This window comes from Neptuniibacter sp. QD48_55 (assembly GCF_047778115.1).
Lineage (GTDB): Bacteria > Pseudomonadota > Gammaproteobacteria > Pseudomonadales > Balneatricaceae > Neptuniibacter.
Genome location: NZ_CP180555.1, coordinates 571158 through 590139, shown reverse-complemented (window position 1 = coordinate 590139; position 18982 = coordinate 571158). Strand labels below are relative to the sequence as shown.

Here is an 18982-nt window from a genome sequence, read left to right as displayed (position 1 = left end):
GCCCGTTATTCTTTTGACGCCTAATCAATAATGCGCTTCTGGTGGATCTCCATACTTCAGACGTACATACATCAACGCCACAGTTAGAGCATCGCCGATAGCGGTATGCCTCTCGAGCATTGGTATATCTAATTTTTTGGAAATCGTATCAAATCGTAGATCAACATTTCCGCCAACAGACTTCCATTTAATAATATCGTGATACACATGGGATAACTCAATCGCCTTATTCGGCAAACCAAAACCGAATTGCGGCCGAATAAATTTATCCAACATGCGAATATCATAGTTAACGTAGTAACCCAGAATTGGACGATTTCCGACAAACTCTAAAACCTGCTCTAAGGCATCTTCAATATCGATACCTTCAGCCAAATCACTTTCACGAATTTTATGAATCTTAATAGACTCACCGGTCAGTGATTTGGGTGGTTTAAGCTTAATATCTAAACGATCACTCGTAAGGACCTTTTTACCTTTAATCTTAACCGCACCAATCGAGACAATTTCACCCTGCTTCACATCTAGACTAGTTGTTTCACAATCTAAAGAAACAACCTCATCACCGTCGTAAGCATCAAACAGATGAGCATATGGACCAGATTTATGGTCATACTTCTCTTTTATTCTTCTTACCGCTCTGGGTATGATCATTAAAACTTACCCTCCAAGGTGGTACCTAAGCTCGAGATGCTTTTTAAAGCCTTTAACAATATGCAACGCATCTCTCAGCAGCTCTCTTTCAAGCTTATCTAAGGACTGCAAATCAATAATATTCGGGGTTTGATCATGCCCCGTTTCACTGCATTCCATACGCTTAACTTGCTGTCTTAATCGAAGGCTAATAAATAGACTCAAAGCCTCCGCGATCTCTCTACCATGTTTTTCTTTAAGCTGACCAAGCTCAGTCAAAGCTTCTATACGCTCAAAAGTATTTGTCACTTTGATGCGATGCTCTAGAGCTATTGTTCTAATCCCATGCACAATCGGGAAAATTCCGCCCTTTTTAATATCCAACTGACCTTTATCTTTTAAGTTACCAAAGAAAGTCAGAGGCGTATCAAACTCAAGAGAAGCTTTAGCGAAATGAGAGAAGAAGACATCATTGTTACGTAGATGCCTCATAAACCAGTTTCGACTAGCTTTAAAAATAGCCGGGTTTCCTGCAACAGGCTTAGCATCAACAGCAATAGCGAGATTCATCTGTGAGTCGCCATCACATCGATCAGCCCAGTCTCCTAACATCTGAGTCCAGCCGCCCAGAGATTTAACCCAGTCAGGATTAGATACCATGATGTTACCCGGGCAAGGAGGAAAGCCAAATTCGATCAAAGTCTGACTGAAACGATTCAGTGTTTCAGTCATCTCAGGCCAAACCAAACCATCCCTATGAATAATAGCGTTATCCTGGTCTGTTTTCATGATCTGCTCACCACGCCCTTCGGAACCCATCACTAACAAACAGACATGCGGCTGCATATCACTTGGGATCATGATATTGAATAACTTAGCAATAATACGGCCGTTCATCGCGGCCAATAGATCCATCACAAATCGAGTTTTAACACCTTGTGATACAAGCGCCTTAATCAAATCATCCAAGCCTTTTTCAGCTTCTTTTAGATCTTCAACCGTTTGTGCGCGCTCGATTCGTAAACCAATCACATGAGAATGACTGGAGAAATAACTCAATACATCTGTCAGCTCAACAATGCCTGACATTTCTCCATCCTTCATCACAACAACGCGCTCTATATGCTGCTGAGTCATTATGATCAAAGCATTAAACAGGTAATCATCTGGCTTAACGGTGATTAATCGATAGCTCGCGATTTCGGCCAAATCAGTATCCATCGCTAATTCATTAACCACCACAGCATCTAACAGATCAGTGCCGGTAACCATACCGTAACGATTCCCCCGCTTGACAAGAATACAATCTGCCTTTTTCTCACGCATTAGCAGAGTTGCTTCACGAATAGATGTCCCTTCAAGGATGATAAGAGGCTCACGGACTAAACCATCAGACACTTTGGCCAACATAAATTCGGCCATGTCCTGCTCTTTACCGTACTGCTGAACGATCTCAGTTTTAGCTGACAGGTTTTGCTGGAAATAATCAGCGAATAAGCCGTTTGTTGACATAAGATCTAATAGAATCTTAGTCGGTAATATATGACAGATAGTCTCCTCTTCGGCGATAAAATTATGTATTGCTTTTCCCCGAATAGCAGACCAACCGCCAAAGTAATCCTCGTTTGTATAATGAACAAAGACATGCTCAGGTGTGTCACTACCCTCTTCCTGAACTTCGCTCTCCCCTACCTTTCCTTTAAAAATAACAAAGACACCTTCGGGCTCTTCACCCGCCGTCATGATGTACTCGCCTTTTTGGTAGTAACCAATATCTAGGCTTGAACGGAGTAAATCTTGCTCTTTCTCATCCAGCAAACTGAATGGCAAATTTGTCATTTTGAAAGAATCAGGCATTTCCAACATCCTCTTTGTAGGAAAAAGAAAAGGGCGCTCCAACCTTCGCTGGGCGCCCTTTTTTAGATTTATCTAATCGATCTTAGTGATCGTGAGCAGCACCAGCACCACGTGGGATACGTAGATCTTCTACGATATCCTGGATTTCCTGTGGTGGTTCTTCAGTCATGTTGGATACTACGAAACCAACGATGATGTGAAGGATCGCACCTACAGTACCGAAGCCACCTGGAGAGATACCCATGATGTATTCAGATGGAGTACCGCCACCGAATGCGAAGTAGTACATGTAGCACATAGTAGTGATAAGACCTACTAGCATACCTGCAATCGCACCTTGAGAAGTGTGACGCTTCCAGAAGATACCCATGATGATAGCTGGGAATACGGACGCACATGCCAGACCGAAGGCTAGGGCTACAACCTGTGCCACGAAGCCTGGAGGGTTGATACCGAAGTAACCTGCGATACAGATTGCCACGATAGCAGCCAGACGAGCGTACATAAGCTCCTGCTTATCAGAGATATTTGGATTGATGGTTTTCTTCATCAAGTCATGCGAGATCGCTGTAGAGATTACCAACAGCAGACCTGCTGCAGTTGATAGTGCCGCAGCTACCGCACCAGCAGCTACCAGAGCGATTACCCAGTTTGGAAGCTGAGCAATATCTGGGTTAGCTAGTACCATGATGTCACGGTCTACGTATACTTCGTTAGCGAATGGCTGTTTAGCCGCATCAAACTCAGCATCTGTTTTCGCATTGCTAGTTAGACGCTGGCCGTATTCACCACGCTCTTCAGTGAACGCAGGTTTCTTAGAAGTGAATGCACCACCTGCAGCGTACTGTACTTTGCCGTCACCGTTACGGTCAGTCCAACCTAGAAGACCTGTGTTCTCCCAGTTCTTGAACCATGCAGGCATTTCAGTGTACGCAGTACCTGTACCGTCAGCACCATTGATAGTCTGGATAAGGTTTACACGACCGAAACCAGCTACACCAGGAACCGCAGTGTAAAGCAGCGCGATGAAGATTAGTGCCCAACCAGCAGATAGACGAGCATCTTTTACGCGAGGTACTGTGAAGAAACGTACGATTACGTGAGGAAGACCAGCAGTACCACACATAAGAGCAACTGTTAGGAAGAATAGATCGATAGTCGATTTCTTACCGTCAGTGTACTGATGGAAGCCAAGATCTACTGACAATTGGTCAAGAGTAGCCAATACAGACATACCACTGTCCAGAGTCGCACCCAAACCAATTTGTGGTAGGAAGTGACCTGTTACCTGAGCAGATAGGAAGAATGCTGGTACTGTGAACGCAAGAATCAATACAACGTACTGAGCAACCTGAGTATAAGTAATACCTTTCATGCCACCTAGTACAGCGTAGAAGAATACGATCGCCATACCGATAACTACACCAGTGTTGATGTCAACGTGTAGGTAACGAGAGAATACGATACCAACACCACGCATCTGACCAGCTACGTAAGTGAAAGAGATTACGATAGTACAAACTACTGCGATTGTACGTGCAGTAGAAGAGTAGTAACGGTCACCGATGAAGTCAGGCACTGTGAACTTACCAAACTTACGTAGGTAAGGTGCTAGCAATAGCGCTAGTAGTACGTAACCACCAGTCCAGCCCATTAGATAAGCAGAACCGTCACGGCCAACGAAGGAAACCAAGCCAGCCAGGGAGATAAACGATGCAGCAGACATCCAGTCAGCAGCAGTCGCCATACCGTTAGCAACCGGTGGTACACCACCGCCCGCAACGTAGAATTCTTTAGTCGATCCTGCACGCGCCCATATCGCAATACCGATATATAGCGCAAAGGAGCCGCCTACAAAGAGAAATGTTAAAACGTCGAGACTCATAGCAATGCCGTCCTAATAGAAATTATTATTGTTATTCGTGAACGTCATACTTCTCGTCAAGCTTGTTCATGCTGAACACGTATGTCCAGATCAAGATGACGAATACGAAGATTGACCCTTGCTGGCCGAACCAGAAACCTAGTGGGAAGCCGAAGAACGGAATCGCATTAAGCTGTTCGACAAACAAGATCGCGCAGCCGTAGGAAACTACGAACCAAATCGCGAGGTGAGTCATAATGATGCGCAAGTTTTCACGCCAGTAGGCTTGCGCCTGCTCATTACTGATTGACATAACACCATCCTTATTTTTGTTATTTAAAAATTGGTGAAAATTTAAGACTGTAAGAGACTAACAAACAGCGCAGCCAAACAAAGCTAAACTTTAGTCGACTCAACTTTCCTCTAAGCTATTGAAAAATCGCTTCAAAGCGCCGTATTACGGCATTTTCTCGATATTGAGTAGTAAAAGGCCACTCAAGACTCTAGACAAAGGTATTAACACTGCCGACCCTAATTTAGAAAAGCCATAGCTACACCATTCAGACAATTGTTGGGTTCCTGTCAAAATTAAGTAAACTAGCTACACATCTGTTTTTACTATTCACTAAGGAATGCAAGATGCTTTCTGGCTGGTCGATAATTCTTATTTCATTCACCTACCTTGGCCTTTTATTCGCCATCGCACACTACGGTGATAAAAGCGCACAAAAGAATGATCGCATTATCAGCAGACCGATTATCTACTCCCTATCTCTTGCCGTTTACTGCTCTTCGTGGACTTTTTACGGCGCTGTAGGGCGCGCAACCACCAGCGGCTGGGAATTTCTTGCGACCTACTTAGGCCCTGTCATTGTATTTATCTTTGGTTGGCGCCTGATCGAGAAGATGATTCTTATCAGTAAGCAGCAGAACATCACAACAATTTCAGACTTTATTTCTTCCCGATATGGCAAAAGCCAAGCCTTAGCAGTGCTCGTTACCATCATTGCGGTTACAGGCACTATGCCTTACATCGCCATGCAGCTTAAAGCGGTGGCAATCAGTTATAACGCGCTTACACCTGGGACAGAAGAAGTTATCAGTAAGGGTAGTGATACTGCTCTTTTCGTAGCGATTGTCATGGCGATCTTCGCCATACTATTTGGTACTCGGCAGATTGATGCCACAGAACACCACGAAGGCCTAGTCTTAGCGGTCGCCTTTGAATCCATCGTCAAACTTACCGCATTTATTGCGGTAGGCATTTTCGTCATGTTGGAAGTTTTTGATGGCTTTGAAGACCTCGCTTACAACATAGCCACTCAGCTTAATAACAATTCCAATTACTCGTCATTTCTAGACGACAGTTTTTTGACAGAGATATTACTCGCCTGCGCAGCGGTAATCTGCTTACCACGCCAGTTCCACGTAACAATTGTAGAGAACACCAATACAGGCCACTTAAAACTAGCTCGCTGGCTGTTTCCGATCTACCTAATCCTTTTAGCAATCTTTGTACTACCTATCGCTACGGCAGGCATGCTGTATTTCGAGAACACCAGCGTTGATGCAGACACTTATGTTTTGATGCTACCCCTAGCTGCAGACTATAAAGAGCTCGCCACCTTTGCTTTCATTGGTGGCCTGTCAGCATCTACCAGTATGGTTATTGTTGCCAGCATCACCTTATCCACAATGGTCTGTAACGACATCGTGATGCCACTACTTTTCCGTATTTCTTGGCTACGTTTATCCGACACTAACGATGTCGGCGCACTCCTACTCAAAGTCCGTCGAATCACCATCATGTGCTTAATGATTCTGGCGTATTTCTACTATCGAATTTTGGGTGAACAATCCCCTCTCGCCTCATTCGGCCTACTAGCTTTTGTTGCAGCAGCACAATTCCTCCCAGCGATTGTTGGCGGCATATATTGGAAGGCCGGGTCTCGTCACGGAGTACTTGCAGGCTTAACAGGCGGATTCCTTTTATGGCTATACACATTAGTATTACCATCATTCAGTGAAGCAGGCTTGCTTGGCCCCGAATACTTAAATAACAGCATTTTTGGGATTGAGTGGCTAAAACCCACTCAGCTATTCGGCATCGAAGGCTTGGAACCTCTAACTCACGGCGTTTTCTGGTCCCTCTTCTTCAATACCGCGCTGTATTTCTTGGTCTCTAAATATACAAGCTTGCGCCTTGTTGACCGGATTCAAGCCAGCGCCTTTGTTGATGTATACAACAAAGATTTAACCGAAGCTACACGCCAATATGGGCAGGTAACAGTCGGCGATCTACAAATGCTAACAGAGCGCTTTTTAGGCATAAGCAGAACCCAACATTCCTTTACTGGCTTCGCATTGCAACATGGAGAAGACCCCCCTTTATCAGGCGACAAAGCGACCCCTGAATTAGTGCAATTTACTGAACGTCTTTTAGCCGGTGTAATTGGTGCATCATCTGCACGTATCGTCTTAGCCTCAACTTTACGCGGCAAGGACATGCATATCGGCGATGTCGTAACCATTGTTGATGAAGCTTCACAGGCACTGCGTTTCAACCGTTCACTCCTGCAATCAACCATTGAAAACATCAGCTTAGGCATCAGCGTAGTGGATCAGCAAATGCGACTTGTTGCCTGGAACCGCGTATACGTGGAGATGTTTGATTACCCTGAAGGCCTTATCTGCGTTGGCCGCCCGATCGAGGAAGTGTTTCGTTATAACGCCATGAAAGGCGAATACGGCCCAGGCAACAACGACGAACAAGTGACTAAACGCTTAAAAGTCCTGAAATCAGGTAAGCGCCATAGTTATGAGCGTTTCCGCCCAGACGGCACCGTCCTTGAAGTACGTGGTAATCCAATGCCAAATGGTGGCTATGTTAATACTTATATGGATATCACCAACCATAAACATGTCGAAGAGGCACTCAGGGAAAGCGAGCAAAACATTAGAATCTATACCGACAATGTGCCGGTACTGATTGCTTATCTCGATCCAGAGAGACGCTACCTGTTTATCAACAAAGCCTATGCTGACACCTTTGGCCTTGATCGCAATACCATCTCAGGCCAACCTTGCTACAAAACGATGTCTGAGGATGAGTATGAGCTCAGAAGCCCATACATTACTGCAGCTCTGGCTGGTAAACGTCAGCGTTTTGAAACCACACTCCCAAGTGACAGCGGACAACCTCGCTATGCGGAAGTGAAATACATCCCACATATTGGCGAATATGGCGATGTACTTGGTTACTTCACTCTTTACCAAGATATCACTGAGCGTCGTAAAGCCGAGTTAGCGCTAAAAGAAACTAATGAAACACTGGAACAACGTGTACGCGAACGTACTCATGCACTTTCAGTTGTTAACAAAGAACTACGTAAAGAAAACACGATTCGCTCACTAATGGAGGACGAGCTTCGCCAAGCTAAGTCCGATGCTGATGATGCGAACCTCGGTAAAACTCGATTCCTTGCCTCTGCAAGCCACGATTTATTACAGCCACTTAATGCAGCGCGCTTATTCACATCAGCCCTAGCCCAGCAAAGCCATAGCGATGAGACCAGCCAACTCGTTGAAAACCTGAATGGCTCACTTACGGCTGCTGAAGAGCTTATCACCGCTATCCTAGATATATCTAAACTAGATGCAGGCGCACTCGCACCATCTATTACGGATTTTTCTCTGGATGATATGTTCAGTGCATTAAATACTGAATTTACCGCAGTCGCCGATAAAAAATCGCTTAAGTTCCGCACCGTACAATGCAACAAGGTTGTACGCTCAGACCAGCAGCTTCTTAGACGAATCATCCAAAACTTCCTATCTAATGCTATGCGTTATACACAAGAAGGGAAGATCCTACTTGGATGCCGTCGTCGCAAAAACATGCTCAGAATTGAAGTATGGGATACAGGTGTCGGTATAGCTGAAGATAAAATCAAAGAGGTCTTTGAAGAGTTTAGACGCATCGATAACCCTAAGCACTCTCAGGTACAAGGCCTAGGCCTCGGGCTTGCGATTACAGAACGAATTGCTCGCATGCTAGGTCACAAGCTTAATGTACGTTCTTGGCCAACTAAAGGCACTGTATTCAGCGTAGAGATCCCTCTTGGCGACAGTACTAAAGCAGTCAAACCAAAACCCGAAAAACGTGGCTGGATTCGCAGTAAAGGCCTAAACGGCATCCGAGCCATAGTGATCGACAACGAACCTAAGATTCTAGAAGGCATGTCCGCACTGCTTAACGGCTGGGGCTGCGATGTTAAAGTCGCCCTTTCCTCTAAAGAAGCAACTGACATCATTGAATCAGAGAGTTTCCAGCCAGAAATCATTCTTGCTGATTACCATCTATCTGAAACACTAACAGGCATTATGGCTCTGGAAGATCTGGCACCACTGCTGGATAAGCCAGTACCAAGCATAGTTATCACTGCTGACCGTACTGAAGAAGTTAAGAACGAAATCCAAGATTATGGATCTCAACTATTAACCAAGCCTATTCGTCCAGCTGCCTTAAGAGCCATGATCAATAAGACCATTGCTACAGCACGCGCGAGCGAAGCTGAAAACGAATAACCCGCAGCTTAAAACCAAACTTAACCAACAAAAAAGGCGCCATAGGCGCCTTTTTTAAAATCTTATTCTTGAGCATTACTCAAGATCAGTTTTAGGTGGTTCCACACCTAAACGCTGAGCAGCAATCACTGCTTGAGTACGACTATGAACACCCAGCTTACGTAAAATAGCTGTGACGTGCGCTTTGATTGTAGCTTCAGAAACGTTTAACTCATAAGCGATCTGCTTGTTTAACAACCCTTCTGTCAACATCGTCAGCACTCGGAACTGCTGAGGTGTTAATGCAGACAATGCAGCTGCGAATTTCTGATCATCTTCGCTTACATCACCTAAGTTATCAGCCACTTCTTGAGGCAGCCATTCTTCACCTTCAAGCACAGCAACAATCGCTTCTCCGATCGTTTCCAGAGGAGCCGATTTCGGGATAAAACCAGAAGCACCGTAATCAATCGCACGCTTCATCACATGCGGTTGCTCACTGCCAGATACAACCACAACTGGAATCCCCGGGTTTTGACCACGCAAAAATACCAACCCAGAAAAGCCATTAGTGCCTGGCATATGAATATCTAATAACACCAAATCTGCATCTGAGTGCTGATCCACGGCTTCCTGCACTGCAGCCAACGAATCCGCTTCGATTGTTTCTACACCAGGCATAGCCTGAGTAACAGCCTGTTTCAAAGCTGCACGGAACAACGGATGATCATCTGCAATAATAATTTTTTGTGCTAACTGCATGCGTTCACTTCCCCCTTAAGAACCCTGTGACGAACGCCAACCGTTCATGAACGGTTAATCTAGTGAAGAGAATAACACTATAAAACAAAAAACTCCCGCAAGTCTCGGGTAATCCGCGACTTACAGGAGTTTTTTCAGACTAATTTATAAGAAGAAATTAGTCCTGACGGTTCATACGGTTTTCAATTAGGTCATCTACTACAGATGGATCTGCAAGTGTAGAAGTATCACCCAAAGCACCGAAATCGTCTTCGGCGATCTTACGTAGGATACGACGCATGATCTTACCAGAACGAGTCTTAGGCATGCCTGGTGCGAATTGAATCAAGTCTGGAGATGCGATCGGACCGATCTCAGAACGTACATGTAGACGCAACTCTTTAAGTAGTTCGTCAGACTGCTCGAAGCCAGACTGAAGAGTTACGTATACGTAGATGCCTTGACCCTTAACTTCGTGCGGGTAGCCAACTACTGCTGCTTCAGCAACGGCTTCGTGAGCTACTAGTGCAGACTCAACTTCCGCAGTACCCATACGGTGACCAGATACGTTGATTACGTCATCTACACGACCTGTGATCCAGTAGTAACCGTCTTCATCACGACGACAACCATCACCAGTAGTGTATACACCTTTATATGTAGAGAAGTAAGTTTGGATAAAGCGCTCGTGATCACCCCAGATAGAACGAGCCTGAGATGGCCAAGAATCTTTAATTACTAGGTTACCGTCAGTCGCACCTTCCAACTCGTTACCATCAGCATCTAGAAGTGCTGGCTGGATACCGAAGAATGGACGAGACGCCGCACCTGGCTTAGCTGCTGTAGCACCTGGCAGAGGAAGAATCATCATGCCGCCAGTTTCAGTCTGCCACCAAGTATCAACGATTGGGCAACGACCCTGACCGATAATACGGTGGTACCATTCCCAAGCTTCTGGGTTGATTGGCTCACCTACAGAACCAAGGATACGTAGTGTAGATAGGTCAGAATCACCTAGTACATCTTCACCTTGCTGCATCAAAGCACGGATAGCTGTTGGCGCAGTGTAGAATTGGTTAACTTTGTGTTTTTCGATAACGCGGCCGAAACGGCTGTTATCTGGGTAGCTTGGGACACCTTCAAACATTAGAGAAGTTGCACCGTTTGCTAGTGGTCCGTATACGATGTAAGAGTGACCAGTTACCCAACCTACGTCAGCAGTACACCAGTAGATATCACCTTCTTTGTAATCGAAAGCGTACTCGTGAGTCATGGAAGCGTAAACCATGTAACCACCAGTAGTGTGCTTCAGACCTTTTGGCGCACCAGTAGAACCAGACGTGTAAAGAATGAACATTGGATCTTCAGCGTTCATCTCTTCAGCAGGGCAATCAGCAGATGCTTCAGCTACTAGATCTTCGTACCAAACATCAACATTGCTATCCCAAGCAACATCTTGCTCAACGCGCTTAACAACGATTACGCTTTCAACATGCGCTTTAGCTGCATCATGTTCCAATGCTTTGTCTACGTTTGCTTTAAGTGGAACAGACTTGCCCGCACGTAAAGAGTAGTTAGACGTTACAACAACTTTAGACTTCGCACCTTCGATACGAGCTGCTAGCGCTTCAGGAGAGAAACCACCGAATACGATAGAGTGGACAGCACCAATACGAGTACATGCCAACATAGCTACAGCAGCTTCTGGAATCATAGGCATGTAAAGCGTTACAACATCGCCTTTCTCTACGCCACGAGCTTTAAGAGCGTTAGCAAATTTACAAACGCGCTCATGAAGATCACGGTAAGTGATATTTTCAGATTCGCTTGGATCATCACCTTCCCAGATGATAGCAACCTGATCACCACGAGTTTCTAGGTGGCGATCAAGACAGTTATGAGAAGCATTCAACGTACCATCTTCGTACCAACGAATATCTACATTGTGCGGATCGAAAGTGGTGTTTTTAACTTTAGTGTATGGCTTAAACCAATCCAGGCGCTTACCTGCTTCACCCCAGAATGCATCCGGATCGTTAACTGATTGCTCATACATCGCTTCATATTTTTCGTTGTCGATGTGCGCGTTTGCCGCAATCTCCGGACTTACTGGATATACCTTTTCACTCATCGTGATGCCCTTAGCTTGATTGTTTTAGTTCTAAAATAACCCCAGATCGCTCTACTCTAATATTATTATTCTACGAGACAGTTTGAGGCCTTTATATCAGTACCTAGATTTATACAGAAGGGGTAGCAGGGCTCTGAATTAGACATTGGTATATCCGGTGTAAGACCTTAGTCTCTACAAGCTTTTTTTAGGGCTCGAAAATGAGCTCTTTTCAAGCCTTCTAACGACCAAGTAATTTATCTAAGTCCAAACCTTGTTCACGCATCTTAGCCAGCTTGTATCGCAGAGTACGCGGGCTTATCCCGAGATTTTCCGCCGCCTCCTTACGACTTCCGTGAGTCGCTTTTAAGGCATCAATAATCAGCTGAAATTCGCGCTGGCGAACTCCCTCACCCAACTGTCCTGAAAGATCTTCATCTTGAGCAGTTTGTTGACTCATGTCAGGTACAGCTGCCTCCGAAATATCTTCAGGATTAAGCATAAGGTCCGCAACACCGATCTCTGTACCGGATTGCAGTATCAAAGCTCGCTGCACAACATTGTCTAATTCACGCACATTACCCGGCCAAGAATAATCGGTCATCAAACGCTTAACATCATCAGATAACGCAACTGAAGTACGCAGCATTTTCTGGCAATACTTACCAAAAAGCCTTTCAGCCAAAGGCACAATATCAGCCGAGCGCTCACGCAAAGGTTTCCATTGCAATGGAAAGACATTAAGACGATAGAATAAGTCTTCTCTAAATTTACCTTCTGCAACGTAGCTATCTAATTTGCGGTTTGTGGTTGCCAACACACGAACATTAAGCTTGATAACTTTACGACCACCAATTCGCTCCACTTCTTGCTCCTGCAATACACGTAGCAACTTTGCCTGTAAACCAAGATCCATCTCGGAAATCTCATCAAGCAACAAAGTACCGCCATCAGCCTGCTCAAACTTACCGGGTGCACTTGCATAGGCACCAGTAAAAGCCCCTTTCTCGTGTCCAAACAAAGTAGCTTCAAGCATATTTTCAGGTATTGCCGCACAGTTAATCGCAATAAATGGCTTCTTAGCCCGCGAAGAGTGGTTATGGATGTATTGAGCCAAAACTTCTTTACCTGTACCTGACTCTCCAGAGATCAACACTGTAGAATCTGACGCTGCTACGCGACGAGCCAACTGCAGCAGTTGCTGACTACTAGGCTCTTCCGCTATAGGCTGCTCCATTTCACTTGCCGCAGTCTCTCCAACCGCAAAGCGACGTACTGACGATATCAAGGCATCAGAATCAAACGGCTTCATCAAATAATCAACCGCGCCGGCTTTAATTGCTTCTACAGCCTTACTTACCTGCCCAAAAGCAGTGATCAACATTACCGGTAGTGCAGGATAAGTTTCGTGAATTTTGTCAAGTAACTGGTGTCCATCCATTCCCGGCATATTGACATCGGTTACAACCATCGCCACCTGCTGACGCGTCAAAATATCCAAAGCGGTTTCTGCATCTTCTGCTTCAAGATATTCAAAGCCTGCCAATTCCAACGTATCACAAAGCGCTTCGCGTAATTCATTATCGTCTTCAACTATTAGTATACGATTAGCCATTGCAGATCCTTTAACCCTCTTCCGAAGCAGACGTTATTGCCGGCAAAATTAGACTGGCGACTGTTCCCTGACCCGGCAGAGAATTAAGTAAGAATTGACCATGATGAGCATGCGCTACAACTTGAGCTACCGCTAAGCCCAATCCTGTACCATGAGATTTGGTGGTATAAAATGGTTCGAGCGCACGCTTTAATTCATCTGCACCCATTCCTGGTCCTTGATCAATCACATCAATACGCAACTTTCCGTCTTGATCAGCGAAACGAACCATCAACTCTGCGCCCTTACCGCAAGCCTGCAAAGCATTCTCGATCAAGTTACTGCAAACACCTAACAACGCTTCTTTATTACACTGCAAACTATATTCAGGCACAGTGTTTACACAGTCACAATCAGCATCATAGTTTACCAACGGCACATCGAGCATATCTTCTAGCTCAGCCATCAATGCTTTAGCGCTTACCTGCTCATCTAAACGCATTTCACCACGCGCGAAAATCAGCATATCCCTAACCTGCTGTTCTAAATTCGTCAGACGAGATTTAGCTTTAGTGGCAAATTTCTGGCGCTGTTCAGGCAACAGATCCGGACGATTCAGATGATCAACATAGAGAAGGGCTGCAGAAAGGGGCGTTCGAATCTGATGAGCTAGCGACGCCATCATCCGCCCCATTTCAGAGAGGCGTTGATAATGAGAAAGGCGGCCCTGAAGGAGACGAGTTTCAGTCTGATCCGTCAAAACCACTAATTGGCCCGGTTCGTTATCCATCGCTCGCGTCATCAAACTAACTTTACGACCATCTTTTAATGAGACTTCATGACCATCATCATTTTGAGGGGCAAAGCTACGCTCAATTATTTTGAACCAAGGCTGTCCTTTGATAGGAGAACCCAACAAGTTCTCGGCTACCGAATTAACTTCTGAAATGAGTCCAGAGCCATCAATAATGACTACACCAACAGGCATAACCGATAACAAATGCTGAAAACGATCATTCAGCTGTTGGCTATTCTGGCTTTTAGTTGCTTCAAGTTGAGCCAACTTCTTCTTATTAGCAGATAGCTCATTTTCTAATCGCTCTATGCGCTGTAGATACTGTTCTTCGCTGGACATATTACTTACGCTGCATTCCATATTTACGCATTTTTTCTACTAAAGTGGTCCGTCGAATATTTAACGTCTCCGCGGCTCGTGCAACCACATTGTCATTTACAGTAAGAGCCTGCTCTAATAAACGCTGCTCGATTGTTTCCAAATGCCTTTTAAGGTCAATACCTTCATCTGGCAGTTTATCCAGCTCTACGGTGTGAGGAATACTAACTCCTTCTGATGAAACAGCATTTTCGGCTTGTTCGTATAATTCAGGATTTGGTTCAGGAACATTCTGAAATTTAGGCGGCAACTCAGAAACACCAACCACGCCGTTCGGGTAAAGGATCGCCATACGCTCAATTAAGTTGGAAAGCTCGCGCACATTACCTGGCCAAGGATGCAATTGCAGAGAGGCTATCGCGCTATTTTGAAAACGCACCGAATCCAAACCTTGCTCAGGAAGACGACGCGATAACTCTTCCAAAAGCAGATGCAGATCACCTACTCGTTCCCTAAGCGGAGGCATTTCTATAGGAAAAACATTCAAACGGTAATACAAATCTTCCCTAAACTCGCCCGTTTCGATCATCTCTTCCAAGTTTTTATGCGTAGCAGCGATCACTCGAATATCAGCGTCTAAGGTTTTGGTTCCACCAATTCGCTCAAACTTTCGCTCCTGCAGTACTCGAAGTAACTTAACCTGCATAGACAACGGCATATCGCCGACTTCATCAAGGAATAGCGTACCACCTTGAGCCAGTTCAAAACGTCCAGGCCGACTAGATACAGCTCCAGTAAAGGCGCCTTTTTCGTGACCAAACAACTCACTCTCAAGAAGATCAGCTGGGATCGCACCGCAGTTAATTGGAACAAATGGTCCATCTTTGCGCACAGAGTGATCATGCAGGCTTCTAGCAACAACCTCTTTGCCTGTGCCAGACTCACCCGTAATTAATACATTTACATCTCTTCCAGCCACTTGAGACATCGCTCGCCTGACTTGCAACATTGGCTCGCTGACACCCACCAATCCAGAGAAAAGATCTACTTGTGCAAGTGATGCATCACCCGCTTGCAAGCTAAACAACTGCGCTCGATGCAAACAATCTAACAACTGCTGATAATTAAACGGAACAGAAAGCTGCCCAACCACACATTGACGCAAGGAATCGGGCAGCTCTGCAACCTCTGACCACTCGTCCAACGTCACAACAGCAATAGCGTCAAACTTATCTTGAAGATCTTTAACAAGCTTTTCTAAAGAGATAGGTAGCTGACTTTGACCTAGCAGCACTAAACTGACCTGAGCTTGATCAATATCACTACTTGATTGAAACCAATCAACAAAACCGCAAAATTCACACGGTTGATCGAGAAAAGAAAAAGCGGAACTCAAAAGCTCCCGCCGACTTAGATCATCATCTATGACTAAAACCGAAGACATGCCTAACCATTATTAAAAGCTGCTTGTTAATAATGGTAATAATTAACCCAGCTGGGCAGAATGTCAATAAAATGTCGCCAAAATAAAAAACCTGGAAGCGCGCTATTTTTTTGACGAAAATTTTGATTAAGCACAAAAAAACCGCAAACATGCGGTTTTTTTAGTAAGGAAAGATGGAACAATGATTATCACTTCTCTCCAATCTGTATATCATTTGGCATTTCAGCCCAGCCTTGCTTGATCTCAAGCATTAGACTCATCACTTCCTGAACCTTTTCAGCATTATTCTGACTGTTCGCAGACATAATAGAACGAAGCATGTAGTCATACAGAGCATCTAGGTTGACAGCAACCTCTCCTCCCTGCTCAAGGTCTAGACTACCTTTAAGACCAACTACAATTTCGGTAGCTTTATTCAAATGCTGAGTCCTATCCTCAATTGCATTTCGCTCAATTGCCCCTTTAGCTTTTGCTAAAGCACCAAGCGCGCCATCCAATAGCATTGATATCAACTTGTGGGGACTAGCTGTTTCCACGGTAGCCCTTAAATCAACACTTTGATACTGCTTTAGAGCATTCAAATTTACAGACATGCACGCACCTTGTTCCAAAAATAATTAGGTTAACTACATTGTACCTTAATATCGACCATATCCGAGCTTCCTTTAGCTATAAGTGCTCTGATAAGCTACAAATATCTACACCCTACTGACAGCTCAAAAAAACTGCTGCAAGTGATTTAAAAATAAACAAATAAGGCCGATGTAATAACTATGGGCTCTATTGGATGAAAATGTATGTTTGATAACAAATCAATTTTAATCACCGGCGGCACTGGATCATTTGGCCGAAAGTATACTGAAACCTTACTTAATAATTACAACCCTAAAAAGATAATTATCTATTCCCGTGATGAATTAAAACAATTCGAGATGCAACAGGAATTTAACGCTTCCTGCATGCGTTATTTTATCGGTGACGTTCGTGATAAAGAAAGACTTCGACAGGCAATGCAAAACGTCGATTACGTCATACATGCTGCAGCGTTAAAACAGGTCCCTGCAGCTGAATACAATCCGACGGAATGCATTCGCACCAATATTCACGGGGCTGAAAATGTTATAAAAGCGGCGCTAGACAATGACGTTCAAAAAGTCATAGCTCTATCAACAGACAAAGCGGCTAACCCTATAAACCTATATGGAGCAACAAAATTAGCCTCCGACAAACTGTTTGTGGCTGCAAACAATATGGCAGGCGGTCACCAAACAAGCTTCAGCGTAGTTCGTTACGGCAATGTAGTCGGCTCAAGAGGATCGGTTGTCCCTTTCTTTAAAAAATTAATTGAAAGCGGTGCAGATAGCTTACCAATTACGGACCCCAAAATGACCCGTTTTTGGATAACACTTCAGGGGGGTGTAGATTTTGTTTTAAAAAACTTTCAACGCATGCATGGCGGAGAAATCTTTGTCCCTAAAATCCCTTCAATTCTTATTACAGACCTAGCAAAAGCTATGGCCCCAAATTTAAAACAAGAAATAATAGGAATTAGGCCAGGAGAGAAAGTACATGAAATAATGTGTCCATCAGATGATTCACATTTAACCTTAGAGTTTCACGATCATTACGTAATCAGGCCTTCAATCACTTTTTACAGTAGAAGTAATGACTTTGTAATTAATGAGATAGGAGAGAAAGGTGCGCCAGTGACTCAAGGATACGCTTACGACTCCGGAAGCAACCCAGACTTTCTCAGCATTGAACAAATTAAAGAACTTAATCGCTCATTGAATTTCGAATTATGATCAACTATGGCCGTCAGAATATAGATCAATCTGATATAGATGCAGTAGTAGACACCTTAAAATCTTCTCACCTAACTCAAGGTCCTAAAGTTACTGAATTTGAGAAAAAAGTATCCGATCTTTGCAATGTAAAATATGCCATTGCGACAAATAGCGCGACATCAGCACTCCACTCAGCTTGTTTAGCTCTGGGACTAGGATCTGATGATATTCTTTGGACAACCCCTATCACTTTTGTAGCATCCGCTAACTGCGCAATCCACTGCGGGGCAACTGTTGACTTTGTAGACATCAACCCTTCTACATTTAACCTATGCCCAAAAGCCCTAGCTAAAAAACTAAAAGCCGCAAAAAGAGCTGGTAAGCTCCCTAAAGTAGTTATTGTAGTTCACTTATGCGGTGAGCCATGTGAGATGGAAAAGCTCCATCAGCTTTCCATTACGTATGGGTTCAAACTAATTGAAGACGCATCACACGCAGTGGGAGCAAAATATAAAAACAGCCAAATAGGAAGCTGTTTATATAGCGACATTACTGTTTTTAGCTTTCACCCAGTGAAGATCATCACCTCAGCCGAAGGCGGCATGGCCGTAACAAACGATCCAGAGCTTGAGCGAAAAATGAGACTGGTCAACTGTCACGGCATTACGAGATCTCCTAGCTTGATGGCTGAAGATCATGAGGAACCATGGTATTACGAGCAGATATCAATAGGCCATAACTATCGTATGAGCGATATTCACGCTGCCTTAGGCTCCTCTCAAATTGAAAAGATTGAAGAATTCATCGACGCTAGAATAAAAATCGCTCAGAAGTATGATAATTCCTTAGGAAGATTGGGAATTAAGCGTCAAGAAACATCGGCACAAAACAGATCGGCCTTCCACCTTTATGTAGTAAAAGTGCCAAAAGAAAAACGCTTAGGGCTATACCAACACCTAAGGGAGCAAAACATTATTACAAATGTTCATTACATCCCTGTTCATCTTCAACCATTTTATAGAAATTTAGGATTTAAAGATGGTGACTTCCCAAATGCTGAGGCTTATTATTCTGAAGCACTATCGCTACCTATTTTTCCCTCGCTGTCTGTTACCGAACAAGACTTAATAATCAAGTCAATAGAGCACTATCTGCTAAGCGAATAGAAAACAATGTATCATAGCCACAAAGAGCTGGCCTCTACCCATGGCCCTTTCTTTTCAGGCAAAGAACAACCTATATCTCGATGAGATTGCTTATTTTTCTAATGCT

The 18982-nt window shown here is 44.3% G+C and carries 13 protein-coding genes; 3 read left to right on the top strand and 10 right to left on the bottom strand.

All coding sequences use genetic code 11. From position 1 onward, the window contains the following. Window positions 1-24 precede the first annotated feature (24 nt). The 4 genes from ACMXYW_RS02505 to ACMXYW_RS02490 all read right to left on the bottom strand — a co-directional run bounded on the left by ACMXYW_RS02505 (window position 25) and on the right by ACMXYW_RS02490 (window position 4667). Entirely contained in the window at window positions 25-654 is a 630-nt protein-coding gene (locus tag ACMXYW_RS02505) for a 3'-5' exonuclease (protein ID WP_415883414.1), read from the bottom strand. 6 nt (window positions 655-660) lie between these two features. After that, entirely contained in the window at window positions 661-2490 is a 1830-nt protein-coding gene (locus ACMXYW_RS02500) for a DUF294 nucleotidyltransferase-like domain-containing protein (RefSeq protein WP_415905101.1), read from the bottom strand. An 82-nt stretch (window positions 2491-2572) separates the two neighbouring features. Beyond that, on the bottom strand, window positions 2573-4375 hold the full coding sequence (locus ACMXYW_RS02495; RefSeq protein ID WP_415900060.1) for a sodium:solute symporter family protein: 1803 nt from the start codon (window positions 4373-4375) through the stop codon (window positions 2573-2575). A 31-nt stretch (window positions 4376-4406) separates the two neighbouring features. Continuing rightward, window positions 4407-4667, bottom strand: coding sequence for a DUF4212 domain-containing protein (locus ACMXYW_RS02490; RefSeq protein ID WP_415883411.1), 261 nt, complete (start codon window positions 4665-4667; stop codon window positions 4407-4409). A 326-nt stretch (window positions 4668-4993) separates the two neighbouring features. Here ACMXYW_RS02490 and ACMXYW_RS02485 point away from each other — a divergent pair, with 326 nt between their 5' ends. Beyond that, window positions 4994-8941 carry a NahK/ErcS family hybrid sensor histidine kinase/response regulator gene (locus tag ACMXYW_RS02485; protein ID WP_415905100.1) on the top strand — a complete coding sequence of 1316 codons (3948 nt, stop codon included), beginning with the start codon at window positions 4994-4996 and terminating at the stop codon, window positions 8939-8941. A 75-nt stretch (window positions 8942-9016) separates the two neighbouring features. Here ACMXYW_RS02485 and ACMXYW_RS02480 read toward each other — a convergent pair whose 3' ends face one another. From ACMXYW_RS02480 to fliS, 6 genes are all read right to left on the bottom strand, one after another. Beyond that, window positions 9017-9682: a response regulator transcription factor gene (locus ACMXYW_RS02480; protein ID WP_415883409.1), complete on the bottom strand. Its 666-nt coding sequence runs from the start codon at window positions 9680-9682 to the stop codon at window positions 9017-9019. Window positions 9683-9839: 157 nt separating this feature from the next. Next, window positions 9840-11792 (bottom strand): acetate--CoA ligase, encoded by a 1953-nt coding sequence (gene acs / locus ACMXYW_RS02475; protein WP_415905099.1) that lies wholly within the window; start codon window positions 11790-11792, stop codon window positions 9840-9842. 220 nt (window positions 11793-12012) lie between these two features. Next, window positions 12013-13386 (bottom strand): sigma-54-dependent transcriptional regulator, encoded by a 1374-nt coding sequence (locus ACMXYW_RS02470; protein WP_415905098.1) that lies wholly within the window; start codon window positions 13384-13386, stop codon window positions 12013-12015. A 10-nt stretch (window positions 13387-13396) separates the two neighbouring features. Beyond that, window positions 13397-14500 carry a sensor histidine kinase gene (locus tag ACMXYW_RS02465; protein ID WP_415905097.1) on the bottom strand — a complete coding sequence of 368 codons (1104 nt, stop codon included), beginning with the start codon at window positions 14498-14500 and terminating at the stop codon, window positions 13397-13399. A 1-nt stretch (window position 14501) separates the two neighbouring features. Next, a complete protein-coding gene (locus ACMXYW_RS02460; protein ID WP_415905096.1) occupies window positions 14502-15923 on the bottom strand; it encodes a sigma-54 dependent transcriptional regulator in 1422 nt (473 codons plus the stop codon). Window positions 15924-16111: 188 nt separating this feature from the next. Next, window positions 16112-16516, bottom strand: coding sequence for a flagellar export chaperone FliS (gene fliS / locus ACMXYW_RS02455; RefSeq protein ID WP_415905095.1), 405 nt, complete (start codon window positions 16514-16516; stop codon window positions 16112-16114). 204 nt (window positions 16517-16720) lie between these two features. On the opposite strand from fliS, the gene pseB reads away from it, so the two are divergent. Beyond that, a complete protein-coding gene (gene pseB / locus ACMXYW_RS02450; protein ID WP_415905094.1) occupies window positions 16721-17728 on the top strand; it encodes a UDP-N-acetylglucosamine 4,6-dehydratase (inverting) in 1008 nt (335 codons plus the stop codon). After that, window positions 17725-18876: a UDP-4-amino-4,6-dideoxy-N-acetyl-beta-L-altrosamine transaminase gene (gene pseC / locus ACMXYW_RS02445; RefSeq protein ID WP_415905093.1), complete on the top strand. Its 1152-nt coding sequence runs from the start codon at window positions 17725-17727 to the stop codon at window positions 18874-18876. The genes pseB and pseC overlap by 4 nt, the downstream gene beginning before the upstream one ends. Window positions 18877-18982: the final 106 nt, after the last annotated feature.

What these genes read in the sequence shown, in the direction of transcription:
- ACMXYW_RS02505 (WP_415883414.1), bottom strand. Translation starts at nt 654, where the DNA reads ATGATCATACCCAGAGCGGTAAGAAGAATAAAAGAGAAGTATGACCAT.
- ACMXYW_RS02500 (WP_415905101.1), bottom strand. Translation starts at nt 2,490, where the DNA reads ATGCCTGATTCTTTCAAAATGACAAATTTGCCATTCAGTTTGCTGGAT.
- ACMXYW_RS02495 (WP_415900060.1), bottom strand. Translation starts at nt 4,375, where the DNA reads ATGAGTCTCGACGTTTTAACATTTCTCTTTGTAGGCGGCTCCTTTGCG.
- ACMXYW_RS02490 (WP_415883411.1), bottom strand. Translation starts at nt 4,667, where the DNA reads ATGTCAATCAGTAATGAGCAGGCGCAAGCCTACTGGCGTGAAAACTTG.
- ACMXYW_RS02485 (WP_415905100.1), top strand. Translation starts at nt 4,994, where the DNA reads ATGCTTTCTGGCTGGTCGATAATTCTTATTTCATTCACCTACCTTGGC.
- ACMXYW_RS02480 (WP_415883409.1), bottom strand. Translation starts at nt 9,682, where the DNA reads ATGCAGTTAGCACAAAAAATTATTATTGCAGATGATCATCCGTTGTTC.
- acs (WP_415905099.1), bottom strand. Translation starts at nt 11,792, where the DNA reads ATGAGTGAAAAGGTATATCCAGTAAGTCCGGAGATTGCGGCAAACGCG.
- ACMXYW_RS02470 (WP_415905098.1), bottom strand. Translation starts at nt 13,386, where the DNA reads ATGGCTAATCGTATACTAATAGTTGAAGACGATAATGAATTACGCGAA.
- ACMXYW_RS02465 (WP_415905097.1), bottom strand. Translation starts at nt 14,500, where the DNA reads ATGTCCAGCGAAGAACAGTATCTACAGCGCATAGAGCGATTAGAAAAT.
- ACMXYW_RS02460 (WP_415905096.1), bottom strand. Translation starts at nt 15,923, where the DNA reads ATGTCTTCGGTTTTAGTCATAGATGATGATCTAAGTCGGCGGGAGCTT.
- fliS (WP_415905095.1), bottom strand. Translation starts at nt 16,516, where the DNA reads ATGTCTGTAAATTTGAATGCTCTAAAGCAGTATCAAAGTGTTGATTTA.
- pseB (WP_415905094.1), top strand. Translation starts at nt 16,721, where the DNA reads ATGTTTGATAACAAATCAATTTTAATCACCGGCGGCACTGGATCATTT.
- pseC (WP_415905093.1), top strand. Translation starts at nt 17,725, where the DNA reads ATGATCAACTATGGCCGTCAGAATATAGATCAATCTGATATAGATGCA.